23 protein-coding genes and 1 pseudogene are annotated in these 21,261 nt (G+C 72.6%); 10 read left to right on the forward strand and 14 right to left on the reverse strand.

The features are described 5' to 3' along the window. From AC162C_RS01590 to AC162C_RS01625, 8 genes are all read right to left on the reverse strand, one after another. Positions 1–1,113 carry an amidase gene (locus AC162C_RS01590; RefSeq protein WP_484096023.1) on the reverse strand — a complete coding sequence of 371 codons (1,113 nt, stop codon included), beginning with the start codon at positions 1,111–1,113 and terminating at the stop codon, positions 1–3. After that, entirely contained in the window at positions 1,110–1,496 is a 387-nt protein-coding gene (locus tag AC162C_RS01595) for a RidA family protein (RefSeq protein WP_484096024.1), read from the reverse strand. Before AC162C_RS01595 ends, AC162C_RS01590 begins: the two co-directional genes overlap by 4 nt. Next, positions 1,493–1,888: a RidA family protein gene (locus AC162C_RS01600; protein ID WP_484096025.1), complete on the reverse strand. Its 396-nt coding sequence runs from the start codon at positions 1,886–1,888 to the stop codon at positions 1,493–1,495. The genes AC162C_RS01595 and AC162C_RS01600 overlap by 4 nt, the downstream gene beginning before the upstream one ends. Before the next feature lie 96 nt (positions 1,889–1,984). Next, positions 1,985–3,652 carry a thiamine pyrophosphate-binding protein gene (locus tag AC162C_RS01605; RefSeq protein ID WP_484096026.1) on the reverse strand — a complete coding sequence of 556 codons (1,668 nt, stop codon included), beginning with the start codon at positions 3,650–3,652 and terminating at the stop codon, positions 1,985–1,987. 7 nt (positions 3,653–3,659) lie between these two features. After that, complete coding sequence (locus tag AC162C_RS01610) at positions 3,660–4,211, reverse strand: cupin domain-containing protein (protein WP_462972466.1); 552 nt, start codon at positions 4,209–4,211, stop codon at positions 3,660–3,662. A 148-nt stretch (positions 4,212–4,359) separates the two neighbouring features. Beyond that, positions 4,360–5,106 carry an SDR family NAD(P)-dependent oxidoreductase gene (locus AC162C_RS01615; RefSeq protein ID WP_484096027.1) on the reverse strand — a complete coding sequence of 249 codons (747 nt, stop codon included), beginning with the start codon at positions 5,104–5,106 and terminating at the stop codon, positions 4,360–4,362. A gap of 14 nt (positions 5,107–5,120) precedes the next feature. After that, positions 5,121–5,435, reverse strand: a complete 315-nt coding sequence (locus AC162C_RS01620; RefSeq protein ID WP_462972468.1) for an NIPSNAP family protein — start codon at positions 5,433–5,435, stop codon at positions 5,121–5,123. Then, complete coding sequence (locus tag AC162C_RS01625; protein ID WP_484096028.1) at positions 5,432–6,898, reverse strand: NAD-dependent succinate-semialdehyde dehydrogenase; 1,467 nt, start codon at positions 6,896–6,898, stop codon at positions 5,432–5,434. Before AC162C_RS01625 ends, AC162C_RS01620 begins: the two co-directional genes overlap by 4 nt. A gap of 106 nt (positions 6,899–7,004) precedes the next feature. On the opposite strand from AC162C_RS01625, the gene AC162C_RS01630 reads away from it, so the two are divergent. The 4 genes from AC162C_RS01630 (at position 7,005) to AC162C_RS01645 (ending at position 10,464) form a co-directional block, all read left to right on the forward strand. Continuing rightward, entirely contained in the window at positions 7,005–7,376 is a 372-nt protein-coding gene (locus AC162C_RS01630) for a cupin domain-containing protein (protein ID WP_462972470.1), read from the forward strand. Then, positions 7,373–9,652 carry an acetate--CoA ligase gene (locus tag AC162C_RS01635; protein WP_484096029.1) on the forward strand — a complete coding sequence of 760 codons (2,280 nt, stop codon included), beginning with the start codon at positions 7,373–7,375 and terminating at the stop codon, positions 9,650–9,652. Before AC162C_RS01630 ends, AC162C_RS01635 begins: the two co-directional genes overlap by 4 nt. A 70-nt stretch (positions 9,653–9,722) precedes the next feature. Beyond that, positions 9,723–9,995: an ATP-dependent Clp protease adapter ClpS gene (clpS, locus tag AC162C_RS01640; RefSeq protein WP_462972643.1), complete on the forward strand. Its 273-nt coding sequence runs from the start codon at positions 9,723–9,725 to the stop codon at positions 9,993–9,995. Position 9,996: 1 nt separating this feature from the next. Further along, positions 9,997–10,464, forward strand: coding sequence for a DUF2017 family protein (locus AC162C_RS01645; RefSeq protein WP_484096030.1), 468 nt, complete (start codon positions 9,997–9,999; stop codon positions 10,462–10,464). Between the two features lie 66 nt (positions 10,465–10,530). Here AC162C_RS01645 and AC162C_RS01650 read toward each other — a convergent pair whose 3' ends face one another. Both AC162C_RS01650 and AC162C_RS01655 read right to left on the reverse strand, forming a co-directional pair. Next, on the reverse strand, positions 10,531–11,625 hold the full coding sequence (locus AC162C_RS01650; RefSeq protein ID WP_484096031.1) for an alcohol dehydrogenase catalytic domain-containing protein: 1,095 nt from the start codon (positions 11,623–11,625) through the stop codon (positions 10,531–10,533). A gap of 93 nt (positions 11,626–11,718) precedes the next feature. Continuing rightward, a pseudogene (locus AC162C_RS01655) lies at positions 11,719–13,297 on the reverse strand (isochorismatase family protein). Between the two features lie 121 nt (positions 13,298–13,418). On the opposite strand from AC162C_RS01655, the gene AC162C_RS01660 reads away from it, so the two are divergent. After that, complete coding sequence (locus AC162C_RS01660; protein ID WP_484096032.1) at positions 13,419–14,144, forward strand: glycosyltransferase family 2 protein; 726 nt, start codon at positions 13,419–13,421, stop codon at positions 14,142–14,144. Continuing rightward, the gene (locus tag AC162C_RS01665) at positions 14,141–14,635 is read left to right on the forward strand and encodes a YdcF family protein (RefSeq protein WP_484096033.1); all 495 of its coding nucleotides are present in this window, start codon (positions 14,141–14,143) and stop codon (positions 14,633–14,635) included. The genes AC162C_RS01660 and AC162C_RS01665 overlap by 4 nt, the downstream gene beginning before the upstream one ends. A 41-nt stretch (positions 14,636–14,676) precedes the next feature. On the opposite strand, the gene AC162C_RS01670 is transcribed toward AC162C_RS01665, so the two are convergent. Genes AC162C_RS01670 through AC162C_RS01685 form a run of 4 tightly spaced genes read right to left on the reverse strand, consistent with a single transcriptional unit; the run spans position 14,677 to position 17,758 of the window. Then, positions 14,677–15,429, reverse strand: coding sequence for an XdhC family protein (locus AC162C_RS01670; protein WP_484096034.1), 753 nt, complete (start codon positions 15,427–15,429; stop codon positions 14,677–14,679). Further along, complete coding sequence (locus AC162C_RS01675) at positions 15,426–15,737, reverse strand: XdhC family protein (protein ID WP_462972477.1); 312 nt, start codon at positions 15,735–15,737, stop codon at positions 15,426–15,428. Before AC162C_RS01675 ends, AC162C_RS01670 begins: the two co-directional genes overlap by 4 nt. Beyond that, positions 15,734–16,873 carry a vWA domain-containing protein gene (locus AC162C_RS01680; RefSeq protein ID WP_484096035.1) on the reverse strand — a complete coding sequence of 380 codons (1,140 nt, stop codon included), beginning with the start codon at positions 16,871–16,873 and terminating at the stop codon, positions 15,734–15,736. Before AC162C_RS01680 ends, AC162C_RS01675 begins: the two co-directional genes overlap by 4 nt. Before the next feature lie 6 nt (positions 16,874–16,879). Next, positions 16,880–17,758: an AAA family ATPase gene (locus AC162C_RS01685; RefSeq protein WP_462972479.1), complete on the reverse strand. Its 879-nt coding sequence runs from the start codon at positions 17,756–17,758 to the stop codon at positions 16,880–16,882. 116 nt (positions 17,759–17,874) lie between these two features. On the opposite strand from AC162C_RS01685, the gene AC162C_RS01690 reads away from it, so the two are divergent. The 4 genes from AC162C_RS01690 to AC162C_RS01705 all read left to right on the forward strand — a co-directional run bounded on the left by AC162C_RS01690 (position 17,875) and on the right by AC162C_RS01705 (position 21,168). Beyond that, entirely contained in the window at positions 17,875–18,780 is a 906-nt protein-coding gene (locus AC162C_RS01690; protein WP_462972480.1) for an MBL fold metallo-hydrolase, read from the forward strand. Between the two features lie 95 nt (positions 18,781–18,875). Beyond that, positions 18,876–19,823, forward strand: a complete 948-nt coding sequence (locus tag AC162C_RS01695) for an alpha-ketoacid dehydrogenase subunit beta (protein ID WP_484096085.1) — start codon at positions 18,876–18,878, stop codon at positions 19,821–19,823. A 28-nt stretch (positions 19,824–19,851) separates the two neighbouring features. After that, positions 19,852–20,817, forward strand: coding sequence for a thiamine pyrophosphate-dependent dehydrogenase E1 component subunit alpha (locus tag AC162C_RS01700; RefSeq protein WP_484096036.1), 966 nt, complete (start codon positions 19,852–19,854; stop codon positions 20,815–20,817). A 168-nt stretch (positions 20,818–20,985) separates the two neighbouring features. Next, a complete protein-coding gene (locus AC162C_RS01705; protein WP_462972482.1) occupies positions 20,986–21,168 on the forward strand; it encodes a tautomerase family protein in 183 nt (60 codons plus the stop codon). The last annotated feature ends 93 nt before the right edge of the window (positions 21,169–21,261 follow it).

Below are 21,261 nucleotides of genomic sequence, written 5' to 3' on the forward strand. Positions count from 1 at the left end.
TTACCGGCGTTCCCAGGCGAGCCCGGCGGCGAGCGCGACCTCGTCCCGGGGAGCGACGAGCTGCATGTTCCCGATCGCCAGCCCGGCCCAGCCGATGAGGTTCACCCACCGCATGAAGGACGTCAGCGGCATCCGCACCTCGAGCTCGTCGGCGTCCTCGGGCGGGAGGTCGACCGCGTAGCACGGGCTGACGTAGAGGTCGACCTCGGGCTCGTACCGGCGCCACTCCTCGACGGCCCGCAGCCCGGCGGCGATCGCGTCGTCCTCGGCGAGCCAGGCGGCGTCGAGCTTCACCTGCATCAGGTGGCCGTAGTCCTCGGCCCGCGACGGATAGGTCGCTCGATGCGACTCGCGCGCCTGCTGCTGGAAGAACGGCCAGGTGTCGGCGGTGGCCGCGGGCACCCGGGCCTCGACGACCCGCGCCCCGAGTCGCTCGAGCTCGGGCACCCACTGCTCGGCCGCGTCGCTCGTCTCGGTCGGTCGACCGTCGCCGATCTCCGGGGGCTGTCGGAGCAGCCCCACCGTCAGGCCGTGCAGTGCCGGCTCGGGCACCGGGCGCTGCGCGAGCACCGACCAGAGCGTCGCGACGTCCTCGACGGACCGGCCCATCGGCCCTGCCGTGTCGAGCAGCGGGCAGAGCGGGAAGATCCCGGTCGTCGGGATCACCCCCCACTGCGACTTCAGGCCGACGACGTCGCACGCCGCCGCCGGGAGCCGGACCGAGCAGCCCGTGTCGGTGCCGATCCCGAGATCGCACAGCCCTGCCGCCAGCGCCGCGCCGTTGCCGCTCGACGAGCCGCCGGTCGTCAGCCCGGGGCGTACCGGGTTGTGCACGACCCCGTACCACTGATTCGTGCCGAGCACGCCCCAGGCGAACTCGGCGAGGTTCGCCTTGCCGATCACCGCCGCCCCCGCGTCGAGCGCCCGCTGGACGACGGTCGCGTGGCGGTCGGGGACGTGATCGGCGTACACCTTCGACCCGTACGTCGTGCGAATGCCGGCGGTGTCGATCAGGTCCTTGACGAGGAGCGTCCGGCCTGCGAGCGGCCCGTCGTCGCGTACCCGGAGCGGCTCGTCGAGGGCCGTGATGATCGCGTTGTACGGGTCGTTCACGGGATCACCGCCACCGCATCGACCTCGATCCGCGCCCCCGGCACGGCGAGCGCCGACACCTCGACGAGCGTCGACGCGGGGCGCGCGTCACCGAAGAGCCGCTGTCGAACCGGGTTGATCCGCGGACGGTCGGCGACGTCGGTCAGGAACACGTTCACCTTCACCACGTCGCCGAGCCTACAGCCGCCGACCTCGAGGATCAGGCCGAGCTCGCCGAACACGTGCTCCGCCTGGGCGAGGACGTCGTCGCCCCCGACGAGCCCGCCCGCCCCGTCGACGGGGAGGACCCCGGAGACGAAGAGCAGGCCACCGCCGCGGACGGCGTCGGCCGCGTGCGAGAGCACCGGCCGGCCGGGGACGCGGATCTCCTCGCGTCGCGTCACGGCTCGGGGATCAGCGCGACCGCCTCGACCTCGATCTTGGCGCCCGGGATCACGAGGGCCGGGACCTCGACGAGCGTCGACGCGGGACGGGTCTCCCCGAACACCTCCTCGCGCACCGGGTTGACGAGCGGACGGTCGGCGACGTCGGTGAGGAACAGCGTGACCTTGACGACGTCCGCGAACGTGCAGCCGGCGGCCGCGAGCACGTCGCGCATGTTCTCGAACACCTTGCGGGCCTGCGCGACGACGTCGTCTCCTCCCACGAGCTCGCGCCGCTCGTCGACGGGCACGATGCCGCTCACGAACAGGAGCTGGCCCGCCTGCACCGCATCGGTGAAGTGCGAGATCGGCTCGGCCTGCCCCGGCACCCGGAACTCCCGGCGCTCCATCATGTCCCGACCTCCTGCGCGTCCGCGCGGCCGACCTCCGCGGTCGTGCGCGAGCCGGGCTGTCTTGCGGTGTGTCTTCCGAGCACCTCTCTCCTCCCTTCAGCGCCGTGGACGACCCGACCCCGCCTCACGGATCTCCGTCAGCGTGCGACGCGGCGTGATCGCCTCGGCGTCCGTGAGCAGGTGGAGCACCGCCGGGACGCCGGAGGCGACCGCTCGCTCGAACGCCGGCGCGAAGTCCTCGGTGCGCTCGACACGCTCGCCGTGGCCGCCGTACGCCCGCGCCAGCGCCGCGAAGTCCGGGTTGCGGAGCTCGGTCCCGCTGACGCGGCCCGGGAACTGCAGCTCCTGGTGCATCCGGATCGTGCCGTACATCCCGTTGTCGGCGACGATCACGACGACCGGGAGCGCGTACTGCACTGCCGTCGCGAGCTCCTGCACGGTCATCAGGAAGTCGCCGTCGCCCGCGAGGCAGACGGCGAGCCGCCCCGGGTGCGCGACCTTGGCCGCGATCGCCGCCGGCAGGCCGTACCCCATGGCGCCGCTGATCGGGGCGAGCTGCGTGCGATAGCGACGGAACTCGTAGAACCGATGGGCCCAGACGGTGAAGTTGCCGGCGCCGTTCGTGAGGATCGCGTCGTCGGGGAGGAGCTCCCGCAGGGACGCGAGGACCTCGCCGAGATCGACGCCCCCGGCCCTCGGCGTGTGGCGGAGGTTGTCCACGTAGTCGGCGCGTGCCGCCTCCGTCCAGCCGCGCCAGCGCGACGGCTCGAGCGGCTCGACGTGCCGCAGGGCGTCCGCGAACTGCGGGCCTCCGGCGAGGATCGGCAGCGTCGGCTGGTACACGCGCCCCAGCTCCTCCGGGGACGGATGGACGTGGACGAGCGCCCCGGGGGTCGTCGGCACCGCGAGCTGCGCGTACCCCCCGGTCTCGACGTCGCCGAGCCGCGCGCCGACGACGAGCAGCACGTCGGCCTCGTGCAGCCGCGCCGCCAGCCGCGGGTCGGGACCGAGCCCGAGGTGCCCGACGTAGACGGGGAGGGTGTTGTCGACGTAGTCCTGGCACCGCCAGGCCGAGGCGACCGGCAACGCGCTCTCCCCGCACCAGGCGCCGAGCACGTCGTGCGCGTCCTCCGTCCACGGCTGCCCGCCGACGACCACGAGCGGCCGCTCGGCCGCCTGCAGCAGGTCGCGCATCCGCTGGAGGTCGTCGTCGCCGGGGTGGCCCTGTGTCACGGTGTAGCGGGCGGCGTCCGGGGCGTCCGACTCCTCGACGAGCACGTCCTCCGGGAGCGCGAGCACGACCGGCCCCGGCCGGCCGGACGTCGCGACCGCGAAGGCCCGGGCGAGGAGCTCGGGGATGCGGTCTGCGTGGTCGACCTGGGCCACCCACTTCGCGAGCGGCCCGAACATCCGGCGGTAGTCGATCTCCTGGAAGGCCTCGCGCTCGAGCGCGCGACGGGCGACCTGGCCGATCAGGAGCAGGAGCGGCGTCGAGTCCTGGAACGCGGTGTGCACGCCGCAGGACGCGTGCGTCGCCCCGGGCCCGCGCGTGACCATGCACACGCCGGGCCTCCCCGTGAGCTTCCCGTACGCCTCGGCCATGTTCGCCGCCCCGACCTCGTGCCGGCACGTCACGTACTCGATCGGCGAGTCGACGAGCGCGTCGAGGATCGCGATGTAGCTCTCGCCGGGGACACCGAACGCGACGTCGACGCCGTGGAGGGCGAGCTGGTCGACGAGGAGCCGCCCGCCGCTGCGCGTCATCGCCGCCTCACCGTGGGACGGCGAACGGGTGGTCGAACAGGATCGACGCCCGTTGCAGCTTCGGAAGGTCGTCGTCCGCCGGGTCGACGTAGCGGATCGTGCGCTTCCCCGTCCACTCGGCGGGGAGCACCATCACCCGCACGAAGGAGGTCTCCAGGTGCGGGGACGCATCGGCGCGCACCGGGTCGGGGCCTCGCTCGAACCAGGCGCCGCCGGGCCCGTAGAAGGTCGACCGGCCCTCCGTCGTGATCTCGAGCTCCCCGCGGAGCAGGTAGCGGATCCCCGGACCCGGGTGGGTGTGCAGGTACGCGACGCCCCCCTTCGGGAAGTCAACCCGGTCGCAGCGGACGATCCAGTCGGCGAACGGGTCGAGCTCGACCGCACGCGACACGAGGGCGCCCTCGGCGTCCTCGGCGTCGTGGTCGAGCTGCCAGACGAGCGCGTGCCCGTCCACCGAGGCGGCGCCGAACCAGGCCTCGTCGGCCGTCACGTCGTAGACGACGCGGTTCCCGCCGATCGTCTCGACGCCCGTCCCGAACTCGTACAACGAGAGGCGCACGGTGCGAGCGTATCGCGGTCGCGGGGCGCCGTGGAGGCGAGCCGTCGACCGGCGCGAGCGGGCCGGCCCGATGCCGCCGGCCGCAGCGGAGAGCCCGCCGCTGCGGGCGGCGTGCGACCGGGATGCGCCTCCCGGCGGGACGGCAGGATCAGTGGAAGTACTGCCCCCCGTCGATCACGATCGTCTGCCCGGTGACGAAGGCGGCCGCCGGCCCGGCCAGGTAGACGACGGCGCCGACGACGTCCTCCGGAACCTGGTCGCGCTGGATCGTGCGCGCCGCGACCGAGACGTCCCGGAGCTTCTCGATCACCTCCGGGTGCTCACGCACGCCGTCCGACATCGTGAAGCCGGGGGCGACGCAGTTGACGCGGATGTCGTCCTTGCCGAGCTCCTTCGCGAGCGCGCGCGTGAACGCGACGATCGCCCCCTTGCTCGTCACGTAGTGGAGGAGGAAGGGGACGCCGCGGAACGGCGTTCCGGACGAGATGTTGACGATCGCGCCGCCGCCCTGCTCGCGCATCACCGGCACCGCGGCGCGGCACGTGAGGAACATCGAGGCGACGTTGACGTCCATCACGCGCCGCCACTCCTCGAGCGGGATCTCCGTGAAGGGGCGCATCGCGAGCGACGCGTAGAGACCGGCGTTGTTGACGAGCACGTCGAGGCGCCCGCAGCGATCGACGGTCGCCTCGACCATGCCGGCGACGGCGCCCTCGTCGGCCACGTCGACCGTCAGCCCGACCCCGTCCGGATACCCGGCGGCGGCGTCCTCGGCACCCTTCAGGTCGGCGACGACGATCCGGGCGCCGGCAGCGGCGAGGCCGTCCGCGAGGGCCTTGCCGATCCCCTGCGCGGCACCGGTGACGACCGCGACCTTCCCCTCGAGCGAGTTCATCGACCTCCTCCTTCCTACGCCAGCGGCGAGAACGACGTCGGCACGAGGATGCGGTTTCGCTGCGTGTGGATCAGGGGCTGGATCTTGGCGAGGAACGCCTTCCAGTCGTCCCGCGCCTGGAGCGCGGCCCGCCGCTCCTCGCGCTCCGCATAGCTCTCGTAGCGCCAGAGGTGCGTGTACGTGGAGAGTGCACCGACGTCGGTGGTGAAGGCGCCGACGAACCCGCCGAGCACCTCTCGCTGGATCGGGATCCCCTCCGTCTCGTACAGGCGCAGCAACTCCGGCAGCTTGCCGGTGACGACGTGGTAGTCGCGCTGCTCGAGGATCACGAGTCGAGCCCCGCCATCGTGAAGTACTTCAGCTCCAGCCACTCGTCGATGCCGTACTTCGACCCCTCGCGCCCGATGCCCGACTCCTTCACCCCGCCGAACGGCGCGACCTCGGTCGAGACGAAGCCGGTGTTGAGCGCGACGATCCCGGTCTCGAGCGCTTCGCCGACGCGCCACGCCCGTCCGAGGTCACGGGTGAAGAAGTACGCGGCGAGGCCGTAGGGCGTGTCGTTCGCGAGCGCGACCGCCTCCTCCTCGCTCGTGAAGGGGATCAGCCCGACGACGGGCCCGAAGGTCTCCTCGCACGACATCCGTGCGTCTGCGGTGACGCCGGTCATCACCGTCGGCTCGAAGAACGTCCCACCGAGTGCGTGGCGGTGGCCGCCGACGACGACGTCGGCCCCGCGGTCGACGGCGTCCGCCACGTGCCGCTCGACCTTCTCGAGCCCGGCGTCGTCGATCAGCGGGCCGATCTGCGCACCGTCGTCGAGCCCGGACGCGACCTTGAGCCCGCGGGCCATGCTCGTGAGGCGCTCGACGACGTCGTCGAAGATCCCGCGCTGGACGAGCACCCGGTTGGCCGAGATGCACGTCTGGCCGGAGTTCCGGAACTTGCAGGTGGTGAACGCGTCCATCACGACGTCGAGGTCGGCGTCGTCGAAGACCAGGAACGGCGCGTTCCCCCCGAGCTCGAGCGACACCTTCTTCACCGTGGCCGCGGCCTGGGCCATGAGCAGCTTCCCGACCTCGGTCGAGCCCGTGAAGCCGAGCTTGCGCACGGTCTCGCTGGACGTCAGTTCGCCGCCGATCACCGGCGCGTCCTCGGCGTCGCCGGTGACGACGCTGAACACGCCCGGAGGGATCCCGACGCGCTCGGCGAGGTCGGCGATCGCGAGCGCGGAGAGCGGCGTCTGCTCGGCGGGCTTCACGACCATCGCGCACCCGGCGGCGAGCGCGGGCCCCGCCTTGCGCGTGATCATCGCGGAGGGGAAGTTCCACGGCGTGATCCCGGCGGTCACGCCGACAGGCTGCTTGAGCACGACGATCCTCCGGCCCGGCAGCGGGCTCGGGATCGTGTCGCCGTAGACGCGCTTCGCCTCCTCGCCGAACCATTCGAAGAAGGACGCCGCGTACGCGATCTCCGCGTACGACTCGGCGAGCGGCTTGCCCTGCTCGAGCGTGAGGATGCGCGCGAGGTCGTCCGCGTGCGCGAGCATCGCGTCCGCGAGGCCGCGGAGCAGGCGGGAGCGCTCCTTCGCGAGCAGCGCCGCCCAGCCCGGCTGCGCCCGCGCGGCGGCGTCGATCGCGCGGCGAGTCTCGTCCGCCCCGAGTCGCGGCACCTCGGCGACCGTCGCCCCGGTCGCAGGGTTCCGCACCGGGAACGTCGCACCCGAGTCCGCGTCGACCCACTGCCCGGCGACGTACGCCTGCGACTTGAGGAGATCCGTCTCGACCGCGGTCACCACGAGCACGATACCGTCCGATCGGCTCTGCCACGCCGCTCGCCGTCGTGGTGCCCGACACGGACGCCGTCTGGCGTGCCCGGTGAGCCGCTGCGATACTCGGTACATGGAGCCCCGGTTCGTCCGTTTCGAGAACGTGGCCCCGCTCGAGCTCGTCGAGGGCGTCACGGGGCGCCCGCTGTTCGGCGAGGGCACGATGCTGAACGTGATCGACTTCGAGCCCGGCGCGACCGTGCCCGCGCACAGTCACCCGCACGAGCAGCTGGGGATCGTCCTGCGCGGCATGCAGGCGCTCGTGATCGACGGTGTGGCGCACGAGCTCGGTCCCATGGAGGGCTACGTCCTCCCCGGCGGCGTCGAGCACTCGGCCTACTGCGGCCCGGAGGGGGCGTTCGTGATCGACGTCTTCCACCCCGTCCGCGAGGACTACCGGGAACGGTGGGAACGCGAGAGGACGAGCGGAGCGGACGGGGAATGAGCGCGGCGGAGTTCCGCTGGGACGTCCCGGAGCAGTTCAACTTCACGCGGGACGTCGTCGAGCGCCTGGCCGAGGACCCGAATCGACGCGCCCTGACCGCGGTGGACGCGGAGGGCATCATCACGAGGAAGACGTTCGCCGAGCTCGCGCTCGACGCGACCCGGTGGGCGCACCTGATCCGCGGGCGCGGCACCGGGCCGGGGGACCGCGTCGTCGTCGTGGTCGGCAAGGTGCCCGACTGGCTCGGGATCATGCTGGGCGCGATCAAGGCGGGGCTGATCGCGATCCCGTGCGCGGACATGCTGCGGGCCCGCGACCTCGCCTTCCGCGTCGAGCACTCCGGCGCGTCCGTCGTGATCGCCGACCGGTCGGCGCAGGCCGAGATCGACGGCATGCGAGGGCTCCTCGACACCCCTGTCGACATCGTCTACCGGGACGACGCGCAGCTGCTGCTCGAGCGCCAGCCGACGACGGCGCCGACGGAGGACACGCGGTCGTCGGACTATGCACTGATCCTCTACACGTCCGGGACGACGCGGCAGCCGAAGGGCGTCACCCACACCCACGGGTACACCTTCGCCTCGCGCATGCAGGCGGAGCACTGGCTGGGCGCGCGCCCGGGCGACCTCGTCTGGTGCACCGCGGCCACCGGCTGGGCGAAGGCGATCTGGAACGTGCTGCTCGGGCCGTGGTCTCGCGGAGCGGAGATCGTGCTCCACGAGGGCCCGTTCGACCCCCGGGAGCGCTTCGACATCATCGACCGCCTCGGCGTGACCATCCTCTGCCAGTCCCCGACCGAGTACCGGCTGATGGCGAAGCTCGACGACCTCGAGCGATACCCGCTCTCGCGCCTGCGGCACGCAGTCTCGGCGGGCGAGCCGCTGAACCCGGAGGTGATCGCCCGCTTCCGGGAGGCGTTCGGCATCACGATCCACGACGGGTACGGGCAGACCGAGAACACGCTCCTCGTGGCGAACACGCGGAGCGCCGAGGTCAGGCCCGGCTCGATGGGCCTCCCGACGCCCGGGCACGACGTGGACGTGATCGACCACGAAGGCCGGCCGGCCGCCCCGGGCGCGGAAGGCGACATCGCCCTGCGCGGCCGTCCGCCGTCCCTCTTCGCCCGGTACTGGAACGATCGAGACGAGACCGCGGCCGTGTTCTGGGGAGACTGGTACGTCACCGGCGATCGTGCGGTGCGCGACGAGGACGGGTACTTCTGGTTCACCGGTCGGGCCGACGACGTGATCACCTCCGCGGGGTACCGCATCGGGCCCTTCGAGGTCGAGAGCGCGTTGCTCGAGCACGCAGCGGTCGCCGAGAGCGCCGCGATCGGCAAGCCGGATCCCGACCGGGGGGAGATCGTGAAGGCGTTCGTGGTCCTCCGCCCCGGCATCGAGCCCTCCGACGAGCTCGCCCACGAGCTGCAGGAGCACGCGAAGGCCGTCACGTCGCCGCACAAGTACCCGCGCGAGGTGGAGTTCGTCGACGGGCTGCCGAAGACCCGGAGCGGGAAGATCCGGCGCGTCGAGCTCCGGGAGCTCGAGCGCCGGCGCCTGGCCGAGGAGCGAGAGGGTCCGATCGCCGACGGGCCGGGTGCCGAGCCCCCCGTCACCGTCACCCGGACGGAGACCGCAGCTGCACGGCGCGAGGCCGAGGAGCGCGAGGCCGCCCGGCGCGCCGCAGCGGACGACGCCGAACGACGCCGACAGGAGGAGGACGAGCGCCGACGCGAGCGGGAACGCCGCGAGCAGGAGGAGGCGGCGGCTGCGGCGGCTGCGGCGGCTGCTGCTGCGGCCGCGGCCGTCCGGTCGGATGCCGACGACGCCGCCTCGGCACCCGAGGACGTCTACCACGAGATCGTCCTCGAGCCCGCACCACCACGCCTCTCGTGGCGCGAGCGCCGGGCGCAGGCGAAGCGCGAGCGCCGGGAGCATCGGGCATTCGAGGAGGCCGAACGCCCCGTCGAGCGGACGACGGACGAGCAGGAGGCCGAGAGCGAGGCGGTCGAGCAGGCGACGACCGCCGACACGGAACCGCCCCGCACCGACTCGCCGCCTGCGGCGGCGGCGCCACCGCAGGCTCGTCAGGAGCCCGATCGCGCCGAGGGAGACGAGGCCGCAGCGGACGACGAGGGGCTGAGCCCGGAGGTCCTCTCCCGGTTCGAGGCGTACCGCATGACGCCGTCCACCGCGCCGGCACAGGAGCCCTCGACCGAAGCCGGAGGGCAGGAGATCGACGAGACCGACACCGACGAGGACGGGGTCGCTTCATGAGCGGCTCGGCGGGGCCGCCGACGCGCCACGACGTGGGAGCGAGGGCGTGAGTCAGGTCGTCGAGGCGCCGATCGAGGTCCGCGAGCCCCGCGGTGACGAGTCGCACGAGCTGGGCCGACCGTGGATCGTGATCGTCTGGAACGACCCGATCAACCTCATGAGCTACGTGACCTTCGTGCTCCGGAAGCTGTTCGGCTACTCCGAGGCCAAGGCGACCCGGCTCATGCTCCAGGTGCACAACGAGGGGAAGGCGGTCGTCTCGGCCGGCACGCGCGAGAAGGCAGAGCTCGACGTCTCCCGCCTCCACCAGCACGGTCTCTGGGCGACACTGCGTCAGGACTGAGATGACGCGTCACGGGATCAGCCGCGCGCGCGACGGCACCGTCAGCGTGCGCCTCGGCCCGGAGGAGCGCCTGCTCCTGGCGTCGCTCCCGGCCCAGGTCGAGGGAGCGCTCGGTTCCGACGACCCGAGCCTGCGTCGCCTCTCCCCTCCCGCCTACCCGGACGACGAGGACGCCGAGGCCGAGTACCGTCGACTCGTCCACTCGGGACTGTTCGACACCCGGCGCCGGGCACTCCAGACCCTCGAGCGGACGGCACACGCCGAGGCCCTGACGCCGGACGAGCTCGAGGCATGGCTCGGCGCGCTCGAGACGCTCCGGCTCGTCCTCGGCACGCAACTCGACGTCCACGAGGAGGTCGGCCTCGCCCCGATCGACGAGGGCGACCCCAACGCCGCACGCCTCGCGCTGTACCAGTGGCTCAGCTGGCTGCAGGAGGACGTCGTGCAGGCGCTCGCCCAGGCCCTCTAGCGTCGGCGGCCGCCGCACGCTCCGCCGACGAGCGTGCCGTCCTCCCGAGCGCATCCTCCCCGGCGGTCAGGGCACGACGAGAACGCGTCCCGGGGCTCCGGCGAGGCTCGCCTCGATCGCGTCGTTCACGTCCTCCAGGGAGTAGACGGGACCGAGCATCGACGCGAGCTCGAGCCGCCCTTCACGCACGTGCTCGATGAGCACGGGGAGCGCGGTCGCGGGATCCGCCGAGCCGTACAGCGTCCCCGCCAGCCACTTCTCCTTCCGGATGAGCTCGATCGGGTCGAGGTCGAGCCGCCTCCCGGCCGCCGGCAGCCCGACGATCATCGTCGTCGACCCGCTCCCCGCGTTCCGCAGGGCGACGAGCGTCGTCTCGGGGTCGCCGACGGCGTCGAACGCGACGTCGGCGCCGTCGGGCGCGACCCGCTTCACCGTCTCCCTGAGCTCGTCCGGGTGGACGGCGTGCGTCGCCCCGAGCTGGACCGCCTGCTCGCGACGGGCGGGGACGGGATCTGCGACGACGACGGTCTCGGCGCCGGCGATCCGGCATCCCTGCACGACGAACTGCCCCACGCCGCCCGCGCCGACGACGACCACCGTCGCGCCCGGCTGCACGCGGGCCGCGAACAGCACGGCGCCGACGCCCGTGAGCGCGGCGCACCCGAGCAGGGCGGCCTCCAGCAGCGGGATCGCGCCGCCGGTGGGCAGCGCGACCCGCTCGGACACGACGACGTGCTCGGCGAGGCACCCCGTCGCCGTCGCCCGGTACACGGTCTCGCCGTCGCGGGAGAGCCCGGTCGTGCCGTCGGGAAGCGTCGCGGCCGCGATCGCCCGGTTCAGGGCGACGCACCGGGCGGGACGGCCGGCCCGGCAGTCCGCACACGCACCGCACGACGGTGCCCACGAGAGGACGACCTCGTCGCCGGGCGCGACGAGTGTCACGTCGTCACCGACGGCCTCGACGACCCCGGAGCCCTCGTGACCGAGCACGATCGGCGTCGGCCGCTGGAACTCCCCCTTCACCTGGTGCAGGTCGGTGCCGCAGATGCCGACCGCGGCCATCCGGACGACGACGTCGTCGGGGCCGGGGTCGGCGACGTCGAGCTCGGCGACCTCGAACGGCTCGCCGACGGCGTGGAAGATGGCTGCCCGGGTCTTCACGGCACGGCGGCGAGGCCTGCTCGCGCGGCCCTCGCCCAGGTCGAGCGCCTCACGGCACCGGCGGCGCCGTCGGCCCGCCCCTCAGATGGCACGTCACCCTCCGAGCGCCTCCTTCACCTCGGCGCACGTCGTGACCGTGGACACGTTCTGCAGCGCGTAGTTGATCGATGCGTTGTGCCAGTCGGCGTTCATCGTCGAGCAGCCGTCCTCGGGGACGACCATGTAGTACCCCTTGTCCGCGCCGGTGCGGGACGTGTGCTCGATCGACATGTTCGTCCAGGCGCCGGTGACGATGATCGTGTCGCGCCCGAGCCCTGCGAGCATGTTCTCGAGCTTCGTCCCCTGCCAGGCGCTCATGCGCATCTTCTCGACGATGAAGTCGCCGTCGACCGCCTCGAGCCCGTCGGCCGGCGCGGCGCCCCAGGTACCGCGGACGAGGGCTTCGCCGTCCTTCACGCCGTTGAACAGCGGCGCGTTCAGCTTCAGCCCGGGGGCGCCCGGCTCGACGATGTACCAGACGTGGATCACCGGGATCCCCTTCGCGCGGCAGAACGCGGCGAGGCCCTTGACGTTCTCGACGACGTTCTGCTCCTTCGCGTGCTCCGGCGAGCCGGACTCGGCGAAGGCGCCGCCCTCGATGATCACGTCGTTCTGGAGATCCTGGACGAGGAGTGCGCAGCGTCCGGGATCGAGTGCGAAATCGGCCATCAGAACCTCCTCTCGAGACGAGCGTCGGCTCGTCGGGCGGGCATCGGTCTCCTCACCCCATGTACGGCTCGCGGTGCGGGCCGACGATCGTGCGGATGGTGTACAGCGACGTCGAGGACGGCATGAAGAGCGTGTGCCAGTCGTCGCCTCCCCACGTCAGGTTGCCGACGTTCTCGGGAACCTCGATCACGCCGAGGTGCTCGCCGGCCGCGCTGATCACCCACACGCCGCCGGGCCCCGTGACCCAGATGTTCCCGCGCTCGTCGCACTTCATCCCGTCGGGGATGCCGTTCTCGATCACGCCGTCACCGACGTCGCTGAAGAACCGGCGCCGGTTCGAGAGCGAGCCGTCGACGTTGACGTCGTACACGTCGATGAACGCCCCCGGCGTGTCGTTGATGTAGAGGAGCGACTCGTCCGGCGAGAAGCAGACGCCGTTCGGCTGCTCGTACGCGTCCTTGTCCACGACGAGCTCCGCGGCACCACCGCCGGGCGGGATCCGGAAGACGCCCTGCCAGCCGAGGGCACGCTCGCGCTCCTCGCCGAACACCGGCATGCGGCCGTACCACGGGTCGGAGAAGTAGATCGAGCCGTCGCTGCGGACGCAGACGTCGTTCGGGGAGTTGAGCTCCACACCCTCGAAGTGCGACGCCACCGTCTCACGCGTGCCGTCCGGCGCCTCGCGGACGAGCGAGCTCGTCACGTGCTCGCAGACGAGGAGGTTGAGGTCGGCGTCGTACGTCATGCCGTTGCACTTGTTCGACGGCCGCATCACCTCGACGACGGTGCCGTCGGGCGTGTACTTGCGCCGGACGTCGCCGGGCATGTCCGAGAACAGGAGGTACTGGTCCCGCGGGTGCCAGATCGGCCCCTCGGTGAACGTGAACCCGCCCGCGACCTTCTCCACCGACGAGCCTTCTTCCACCAGCTCGTAGATCGCAGGCGACTTGGCATCGATACCCACGGCGGTCCCCTTTCGTGTCGGAGCTACCGCCTCGACTCTACAACGGCGGCGGGGCCGATGATCGATGATCGATCGGCGCGCCCGGCCACGGGGACGCAAGGGAAGCCACTACGCTTCGGCCGTGCCCGAGCACGACACCGTCGTCTTCGTCCCGGCCTGGAACGAGGAGCAGAACCTGCCCGCCGTTCTCGACGAGCTCGCGGCCGGCCTGCCCGACGCCGACGTGCTCGTGATCGACGACGGCTCGACCGACGGCACGGCCGACGTCGCCCGGGCGCACGGCGCCGACGTCGTCTCGTTCGGCGAGAACCGCGGCCTTCGCGCCGGGATCGCGGCCGGCTACCGCGAGGCGCACGAGCGCGGCTACGCGCTCTGCGGTCGTGTCGACGCCGACGGCCAGCACCCCGTCGAGGAGCTGTGCCGGCTCCTCGAGCTCGTCCGCTCGGATGCCTGCGACGTCGCCGTGGGATCACGGTTCGCGACGGGGGACGGGCTCCATCCAGACCGCTACGAGCCGTCCGCCTCGCGCAAGCTCGGCATCGGGCTCCTGCAGAAGGCGATGCACGTGCGCCTGGGGCGCCCCTTCCACGACCCGACGAGCGGGATGGCAGCGGTGAACAGGTCGGCGATGCCGGTGATGGCGGAGCCCTACGCGAGCGGCGCCCCCGAGGTGGAGGCGCTGCTGCGGCTCGAGGCGGCCGGCCTCCGCGTCGAGGAGGTCGCGGTGCACATGCGCGAGCGTGCCGGCGGGCACTCGAAGCTCCGCGGCTCGAAGGCCGTCAAGCTCGTGCTGACGGTCGTCGGGACGCTCCTCTTCTTCGGCTGGCTGCGCCGGCGCCGCCCGTGAGCGTCCGGGCGGAGCGCGTCGTCGTCGTCCTCGGCTACTCCGACGACGGCGAGGGGGTGCTGCACCCGGTGTGCGCCGCCCGGCTGGAGACGGCCGCGTCGATCGTCTCCGGGGCCGACGTCGTCGTGCTGAGCGGCTGGGCGCGCGCGGGTGGCGCCCGGTCGGAGGCGGAGCTGATGGCGGAGGCGTGGCACACGCCCGTCGCGGAGCTCGTCGTCGACCCCGATGCGCGCACGACGGTCGGCAACGCCGTGAACGCGTTGAACGACGTGCTCCGCGTGGGCGCGAAGGAGGTCATCGTCGTCACCTCCTCGTGGCACGCCCCGCGCGCGAAGGCGGCGTTCCGATGGCTCCTCCGCCACACCGGCGTCCGCGTCCGTTCCGTGTCGCCGCCCGGTGCCTCGGCGAGGGCGTCGGCGCGCGAGCTCGCGCTGTGGCCGCTGCTCCCGCTCCAGCTCTGGCGTGCCCAGCGCAGGAGCTGGGCGATCTGAGCAGCGGGCCCGATGCCGCGGCGCCGGCCGCGGCGGGCCGCCTACTCGACCTCGACGTGGATCCGCTGGGTGGCGCTCCTGAGCTGGCCACCCGGGCGCCCCGCCCGCACGGCGAGCACCTCGGCGAGGATCGAGAGCGCCGTCTCCTCCTGCGTGTCGGCGCCGATGTCGAGGCCGCACGGCCCCTGAATCCGCTCGAGCGACTCCGCGGGGACGCCCGCCTCGAGCAGCCGCTCGCGGCGTCGCTCCTGGTTCCGACGCGATCCGAGCGCGCCGACGTAGAACGCCTCCGTCTCGAGAGCGCCGATCAGCGCGGGCTCGTCGAACTTGTCGTCGTGGGTGAGGACGACGATCGCCGTCTGGTGGTCGGGGGCCACCTCGTCCAGGGCCTCCTGGGGCCACTTCGCGATCAGCGCGTCGGCCGAGGGGATGCGCTCGGGGGTCAGGAACGTGCCGCGGGCGTCGGCGACGATCGCCGTCCAGCCGAGCAGCTTGGCGCCTCTGCACAGCGCCTCGGCCGTGTCGACCGCCCCGTACACGACGAGGCGCGGCGGCGGCCCGTACCACTCGGTGAAGACGCGCGTCCCGTCCTCGAGCGTGAGCAGGCGATTCCGACCGCCGCGCACGAGCTCGTCGAACCGCGCGAGCGCCTCGTCGGGGACGCCGCCTCCGACGGTGTCACCGCCCTCGACGACGAGGGCCTTCCCGCCGACGCCCTCGCCCTCGACGACGGTGAAGAGGACGCCCCGCCCCTCGGACTGGCGCAGCTCGTGGAGGCGATGGACGAGCGTCAATCGACCTTCTCCACGAAGACGTCGATCTCGCCGCCGCAGGGCAGCCCGACGCTCCATGCCAGGTCGTCCGTGATCCCGTAGTGGAGCAGCTTCGGCTCGCCGGTCGCGAGCACCTCCATCGCGTTCTCGAACACGTCGCTCTCGACGCAGCCGCCGGAGACCGATCCGCACATCTTCCCCGACTCCGAGATCGCGAGGCTCGCGCCGACCGGCCGCGGCGCCGAGCGCCTGGTGGCGACGACGGTCGCGACGACCACCTGCTCGCCCTCCTCCCGCCAGCGCTCCACGTCGTCCAGGATCTCCTTCACGCCGCATGCCTCCTTTCGATGCCGGCGAGCACCGCCGCCAGTTCCTCGAGACTCCTCAGATTATGGCCGGGCAGGAACCGGTCGACGAAGGGAAGCGCCGCGCGCATCCCCCCGGCGAGCGGCTGGTACTCCGGGTTCCCCTTCAGCGGGTTGACCCAGACGACCGCGTACGCGGCGCGCGCGAGCCGGGCCATCTCTCTCCCGACGAGGTCCGGGTCGTCGCGCTCCCACCCGTCGGAGACGACGACGACGATCGCGCCCCGCGTCAGCGCGCGGCGGCCGTAGACGTTGTTGAACTCCTTCAGCGACGCACCGATCCGCGTCCCCGAGCCCCAGTCGACGACGGCTTCCGTGCAGCGGTCGATCGCCGCCTCGGGGTCGCGCGTCGCGAGATCGGGTGTGAGCCGGGACAGCCGGGTGCCGAACGCGAACGCCTCGACGCCGGGCCCCGATCCGACGACGGCGTGCAGGAACAGGAGCAGCGCCCGGGAGTACGCGTCCATCGAGCCGGAGACGTCGCAGAGCACGACGAGCTTCCGCGGCACCTCCTTCCGCGAGCGGTACGCCCGCTCGACGGGCTCGCCGCCGGTGCGGAGCGAGCGGCGCATCAGACGGCGCATGTCGAGCAGCTCGCCGCGCGGGTCGGCCTGGCGGCGCCGCGACGAGCGACGCGGCCGCGTGCGGGCGATCACCTGCATCAGCTGCCGCAGGCGGCGGAACTCGTCCGGCGTCATCTCCGCGAAGTCCTTCTCGCGCAGCAGCTCGTGGGCGGACGCGCCGAGCTCGGCCGGCTCTCCCTCCGGCTCCTCGTCCCCCTCACCGCGGAGGCGGTCGACCGGCGCGGCGGCGGCCCGCGCCGCCGGCTGCACGAGGCCCGTCTGGCGGGCCGGCGGCAGCACGGGCGCACGCAGGAACCACGCGAGGAACGCCCGGTCGAAGAGGTCGAGCTCGTCCTGGCGGGAGACGAGCGTCTGCCGTAGGGCGAAGTAGACGTCCTCCTGGCGCGTGAGGTCGACGACGTCGAGGGCGCGCAGCGCGTCGATCGTGCGGCCGGGGCCGACCTCGAGGCCGACCTCGCGGAGCACCCGCCCGAACGTCACGACGTGGCGGACGATCGCGTCGCCGGGATCGGCCATGCCGTCCTACGGGGTCGACGCCTTGGCGGAGTCGACCAGCTCCCGGAGCGTCTCGTCGCGCACGGCCTCGATGTCCTCGCGGTACTTGAGCACCGAGCCGAGCGTCTGCTCCACGACCTCCGCGTCGATCTCCTGCCGCCCCAGCGCGTTCAGCGCCATCGCCCAGTCGATCGTCTCGGCGACGCCCGGCGGCTTCGCGAGGTCGAGGCCCCGGAGCTCGCGGACGAAGGCCGCCGCCTCCGACGCCAGGCGCTCCGGGATCCCCGGGACGCGGAGCTTGACGATCTCGATCTCCCGCTCGATCGACGGATGCCCGATCCAGTGGAACAGCGCGCGCCGCTTCAGCGCGTCGTGCAGCTCGCGCGTCCGGTTCGAGGTGAGGACGACGGCGGGGCGGCGGCGGGCGCGGATCGTCCCCAGCTCGGGGATCGTGATCTGGAAGTCCGAGAGCACCTCGAGCAGGAAGGCCTCGAACTCCTCGTCGGCGCGGTCGATCTCGTCGATCAGGAGCACGACCGGCTCCTCGGAGTCGATCGCCTCGAGCAGAGGCCGCCGGATCAGGAACTCCGGCCCGAAGAGCTCGTCCTCCGAGACGGTGCCCTCCTGCGCGGCGCGGATGTGCAGGAGCTGGCGCGAGTAGTTCCACTCGTAGACGGCATGGGCGACATCGAGCCCCTCGTAGCACTGCAGGCGGATCAGCCGCGCCCCGAGGGCGGTCGCGAGCGACTTCGCCGCCTCCGTCTTGCCCACCCCGGCCTCTCCCTCCAGCAGCAGCGGCTTCTCGAGGGCGAGCGCGAGGAACAGCGCCGTCGAGAGGCCACGGTCGGGCAGGTAGTCGGCACCCCGCAGCGCCTCCTCCAACTCGTCGATCGTGCGAAAGCTCATGCGCGGAGCGTAGCCCGCGCGGTGCGTCCTCGGCGCGACCGTCCGCCGGACGCCTCCGTGTTGACGGGGAGGCCCATCTCTGGACCAATGCACGTACACCCAAGAAGGAGGGCGTCATGGCCTACGAGATCAAGATGCTCGACCTGATCGACATCGAGCTGGAGGCGAGCTTCCTCGTGCTCGGTCGCGGGATGGGGACGACCGCGCGCGTCAAGACGTGGGGGTACCTGATCATGGGCCCCGACACCGATCCGATCCTCGTCGACACCGGCGCATCCCATCCGGAGATCATGGAGCGCCTGGGGATGAAGGGGATCGTCACGAAGGAGATGACGATCCGCCGCCAGCTCGGGCGGTTCGGCGTCAAGATCAACGACGTCCGCTGGATCCTGCACACCCACCATCACATCGACCACGCGGGGCAGGACGCGCAGTTCTCGTTCAAGCAGACGGTGATCACGAACCGGCGCGAGCTCGAGTACTCGGCCTCCGGGATCATGGGCGGCCAGTACCCGCCCGAGTACGTCAAGCACCACATCGACCGCCTGCACCGGCCGGGCGCGATGCGACTGCTCGACCTCGAGCTGTCGGGCCCCGAGGAGATCGCGCCCGGGATCGTGTGCGAGGCGGCCGGCGGGCACACCGAGGGGTCGATGAACATCCTCGTCGAGACGGCCGAGGGCACGGCCTGCATCTGTGGCGACGTGATCTACGACATCCAGAACCAGATCGTGGATCCGATCTACCAGGTGCTCGACTACGAGCCGCAGCCGACCGGCAATCACGGGACGTCGAAGCGCCAGGAGAAGGCCGCGATCAGGAAGGCGCTGAACTCCGGCGTCTTCTGCCTCCCGATCCACGACTGGCCGGCGCGGGTCGAGAACGAGCGCGTGGTGTCCCGGTTCGTCGGTGACTCGGTGCCGGGCCCCGAGGTCCCGGTCGAGCACCGGACGACGAACGAGACGCAGAAGCCGGGTGCCGGCGCGGAGATGTGGAGGCCTCCGCTCGCTGCCGCACCATGACCACCCGACGCTCGCGCGCGGTGGGCGGCGACGCAGGGCGGCCGCCCGTCGCGCGCGGGGCGCTCTAGAGTCCCGCCATCAGCGAGATCACCTACCTGGAGGCCGTTCGGCAGGCGCTCGCGGACGCGCTCCGCGACGACGAGCGCGTCTTCCTGCTCGGTGAGGACATCGGCCACTTCGGCGGTGCGTTCGGCGTCACCAAGGGCCTGAGCGACGAGTTCGGCCAGCATCGCGTCCTCGACACGCCGATCTCGGAGGAGGGCTTCGTCGGCGCCGCCCTCGGCGCCGCGTGGATGGGGGAGCGGCCGGTCGTCGAGCTCCAGTTCGCCGACTTCGTCACGTGCCCGTTCGACACGATCGTCACCGTCGGCGCCAAGACCCACTGGCGGAGCGGGCAGCCGCTCCCGGTCGTGATCCGCATGCCCTCGGGGGGCGGGGTGCGCGGAGGGCCGTTCCACGCGGGCTCGCCGGAGGGGTGGTTCGTCGGCCAGCCCGGCCTGAAGGTGGTCTGCCCGGGCACCGTCGAGGACGCGTACGGGCTGCTCCGCGCCGCGATCGACGACCCCGACCCGGTGCTCGTGTTCGAGCACAAGCGCCTCTACCGATCGCTGAAGGCGTCCCCGCCGACCCCGGGGTCGCGCACCCCGCTCGGTCGGGCCCGGGTCGTCCGCCCGGGAGCCGATGCCACGATCGTCACCTACGGCTCGGGCGTGCAGACCGCGCTCGCAGCGGTCGACACGCTCGGTGCGGACGCCGAGGTCGTCGACCTGCGCACGATCTGGCCGCTCGACGAGACGACGATCCTGGCCTCGCTCGAGAAGACCTCCCGCGTGCTCGTGCTCCAGGAGGCGGCCCGCTCGACCGGTGTCGCGGGCCTCGTGCTCTCGCTCGTCGGCCGACGGGGGTTCGAGCTGCTCGACGCACCACCGGCGCTCCACGCGCCCCCGGACACCCCGGTCCCGTTCGCGCCCGTGCTCGAGGACGCATACCTGCCGTCGCCGGGCTCGACCGCCCGCGCACTCGAGGAGCTCCTTGCCTACTAGCGCCCATCCGTGCATCGACGAACCGGCCGTGACCGCCGAGCAGCGGCTGGGCCTGTACCGGCTCGTCCTCCTCCAGCGCCTGTTCGAGGAGCGGGCGCTCGCCCTCTACCGCCAGGGCCGGATCGCGGGCTCGTTCTACGACGGCCGCGGCCAGGAGGCGGTCGCGGCGGCCGCGGGGCTCGCCCTCGGCCCGGAGGACGTCGTGTGCCCGCTCAACCGCGAGCTCGCCACGCACTTCGCCAAGGGGGTCACGGTCACCGAGGCGTTCCGCAACTTCCTCGGCACGGGCGACTCCCCGACCCGCGGTCGGGACGGGAACATGCACTTCGGGGCGCCCGAGCGCGGGGTCTTCCCGCTCGTGTCGATGCTCGGCGACCTCGTCCCGGTCACCGTCGGCGCCGCGCGCGCGTTCAAGCGGCGCGGCGAGCGCCGTGTCGCGCTGACGTTCGTCGGCGAGGGGGCGTTCTCGGTCGGCGACACGCACGAGGGGCTCAACCTCGCGGGCGTCTGGCAGGTGCCCGCGGTCTTCGTCCTCCAGCGCAACCACTTCGCCTACTCGACCCCGACCCTCGGCGAGATGGTGAACACGCGCATGGCGGAGCGCGTCTACGGCGGCTGGTCGATCCCGTGCGAGACCGTGGACGGGACCGACGCCGTGGCGACGTTCGACACCGTCCGCGCCGCCGTCGAGCGGGCCCGCGCCGGCCTCGGCCCGCAGGCGGTGGAGGCCCTCACCCTCCGCATCCACGGCCACGCCGCGCACGACGACGGCGCGTACGTCTCCCATGAGCTCCGTGACGCCTACGCCGACCGCGACCCCGTCGACCGCCTCGCGGCGCGTCTCGCGCTCGACGGCGCGTCCACGACCCAGCTCGAGGAGCTGCGCACGGAGGCCGCGGCCGCGATCGCCTGGGGGCTCGACGAGGCGGAGGCGTCCCCCGCCCCCGACCCGTCCACCCTCGAGGACGGCGTCTGGGCCGACCCGCTCCACTAGCGGTGCGACGCGGGCGACCGGGAGCGCCCACGTCACGGCGGAGCACCGCCGGCCTCGCGACCCGCGAGCGTGCCCGCCGAGGGCAGGAACGGCCACCGACGCCTCGTCGCCGGGAGCGCGCCCGACCGTGCAAGACTCGACCTTCAGCCAACGTCCGAAGGAGGAGTCATGCCGCTGATCGAGGTCAAGCTCTACGACCGCCGGGTCACGGATGAGTCGGTGCCGAAGATGATCTCCGCGCTCACCGACGCGCTCGCCGAGTCAAGCGGCGCAGCGAAGGAGCACATCCAGGTCGTGATCCACGGCGTCGAGCCGCGCCTCTGGGGCATCGCCGGCGAGCCGCAGGGCTAGCGACTGCGCCGCACCGTCGGCGAGCGTCCCGCAGGCGACGGCACGCGCGGCCCGGGACGGCGTCCGCCGGGCCGTCGCGATGCTCGCGGTCGG

This window comes from Gaiella sp., from assembly GCF_057140465.1.

Coding starts and splice junctions, on each gene's coding strand:
- AC162C_RS01690 (WP_462972480.1), top strand. CDS start 17,875: ATGGCCTACGAGATCAAGATGCTCGACCTGATCGACATCGAGCTGGAG.
- AC162C_RS01630 (WP_462972470.1), top strand. CDS start 7,005: ATGGAGCCCCGGTTCGTCCGTTTCGAGAACGTGGCCCCGCTCGAGCTC.
- AC162C_RS01615 (WP_484096027.1), bottom strand. CDS start 5,106: ATGAACTCGCTCGAGGGGAAGGTCGCGGTCGTCACCGGTGCCGCGCAG.
- AC162C_RS01680 (WP_484096035.1), bottom strand. CDS start 16,873: ATGGCCGATCCCGGCGACGCGATCGTCCGCCACGTCGTGACGTTCGGG.
- AC162C_RS01635 (WP_484096029.1), top strand. CDS start 7,373: ATGAGCGCGGCGGAGTTCCGCTGGGACGTCCCGGAGCAGTTCAACTTC.
- AC162C_RS01605 (WP_484096026.1), bottom strand. CDS start 3,652: ATGACGCGCAGCGGCGGGCGGCTCCTCGTCGACCAGCTCGCCCTCCAC.
- AC162C_RS01685 (WP_462972479.1), bottom strand. CDS start 17,758: ATGAGCTTTCGCACGATCGACGAGTTGGAGGAGGCGCTGCGGGGTGCC.
- AC162C_RS01600 (WP_484096025.1), bottom strand. CDS start 1,888: ATGATGGAGCGCCGGGAGTTCCGGGTGCCGGGGCAGGCCGAGCCGATC.
- AC162C_RS01645 (WP_484096030.1), top strand. CDS start 9,997: ATGACGCGTCACGGGATCAGCCGCGCGCGCGACGGCACCGTCAGCGTG.
- AC162C_RS01705 (WP_462972482.1), top strand. CDS start 20,986: ATGCCGCTGATCGAGGTCAAGCTCTACGACCGCCGGGTCACGGATGAG.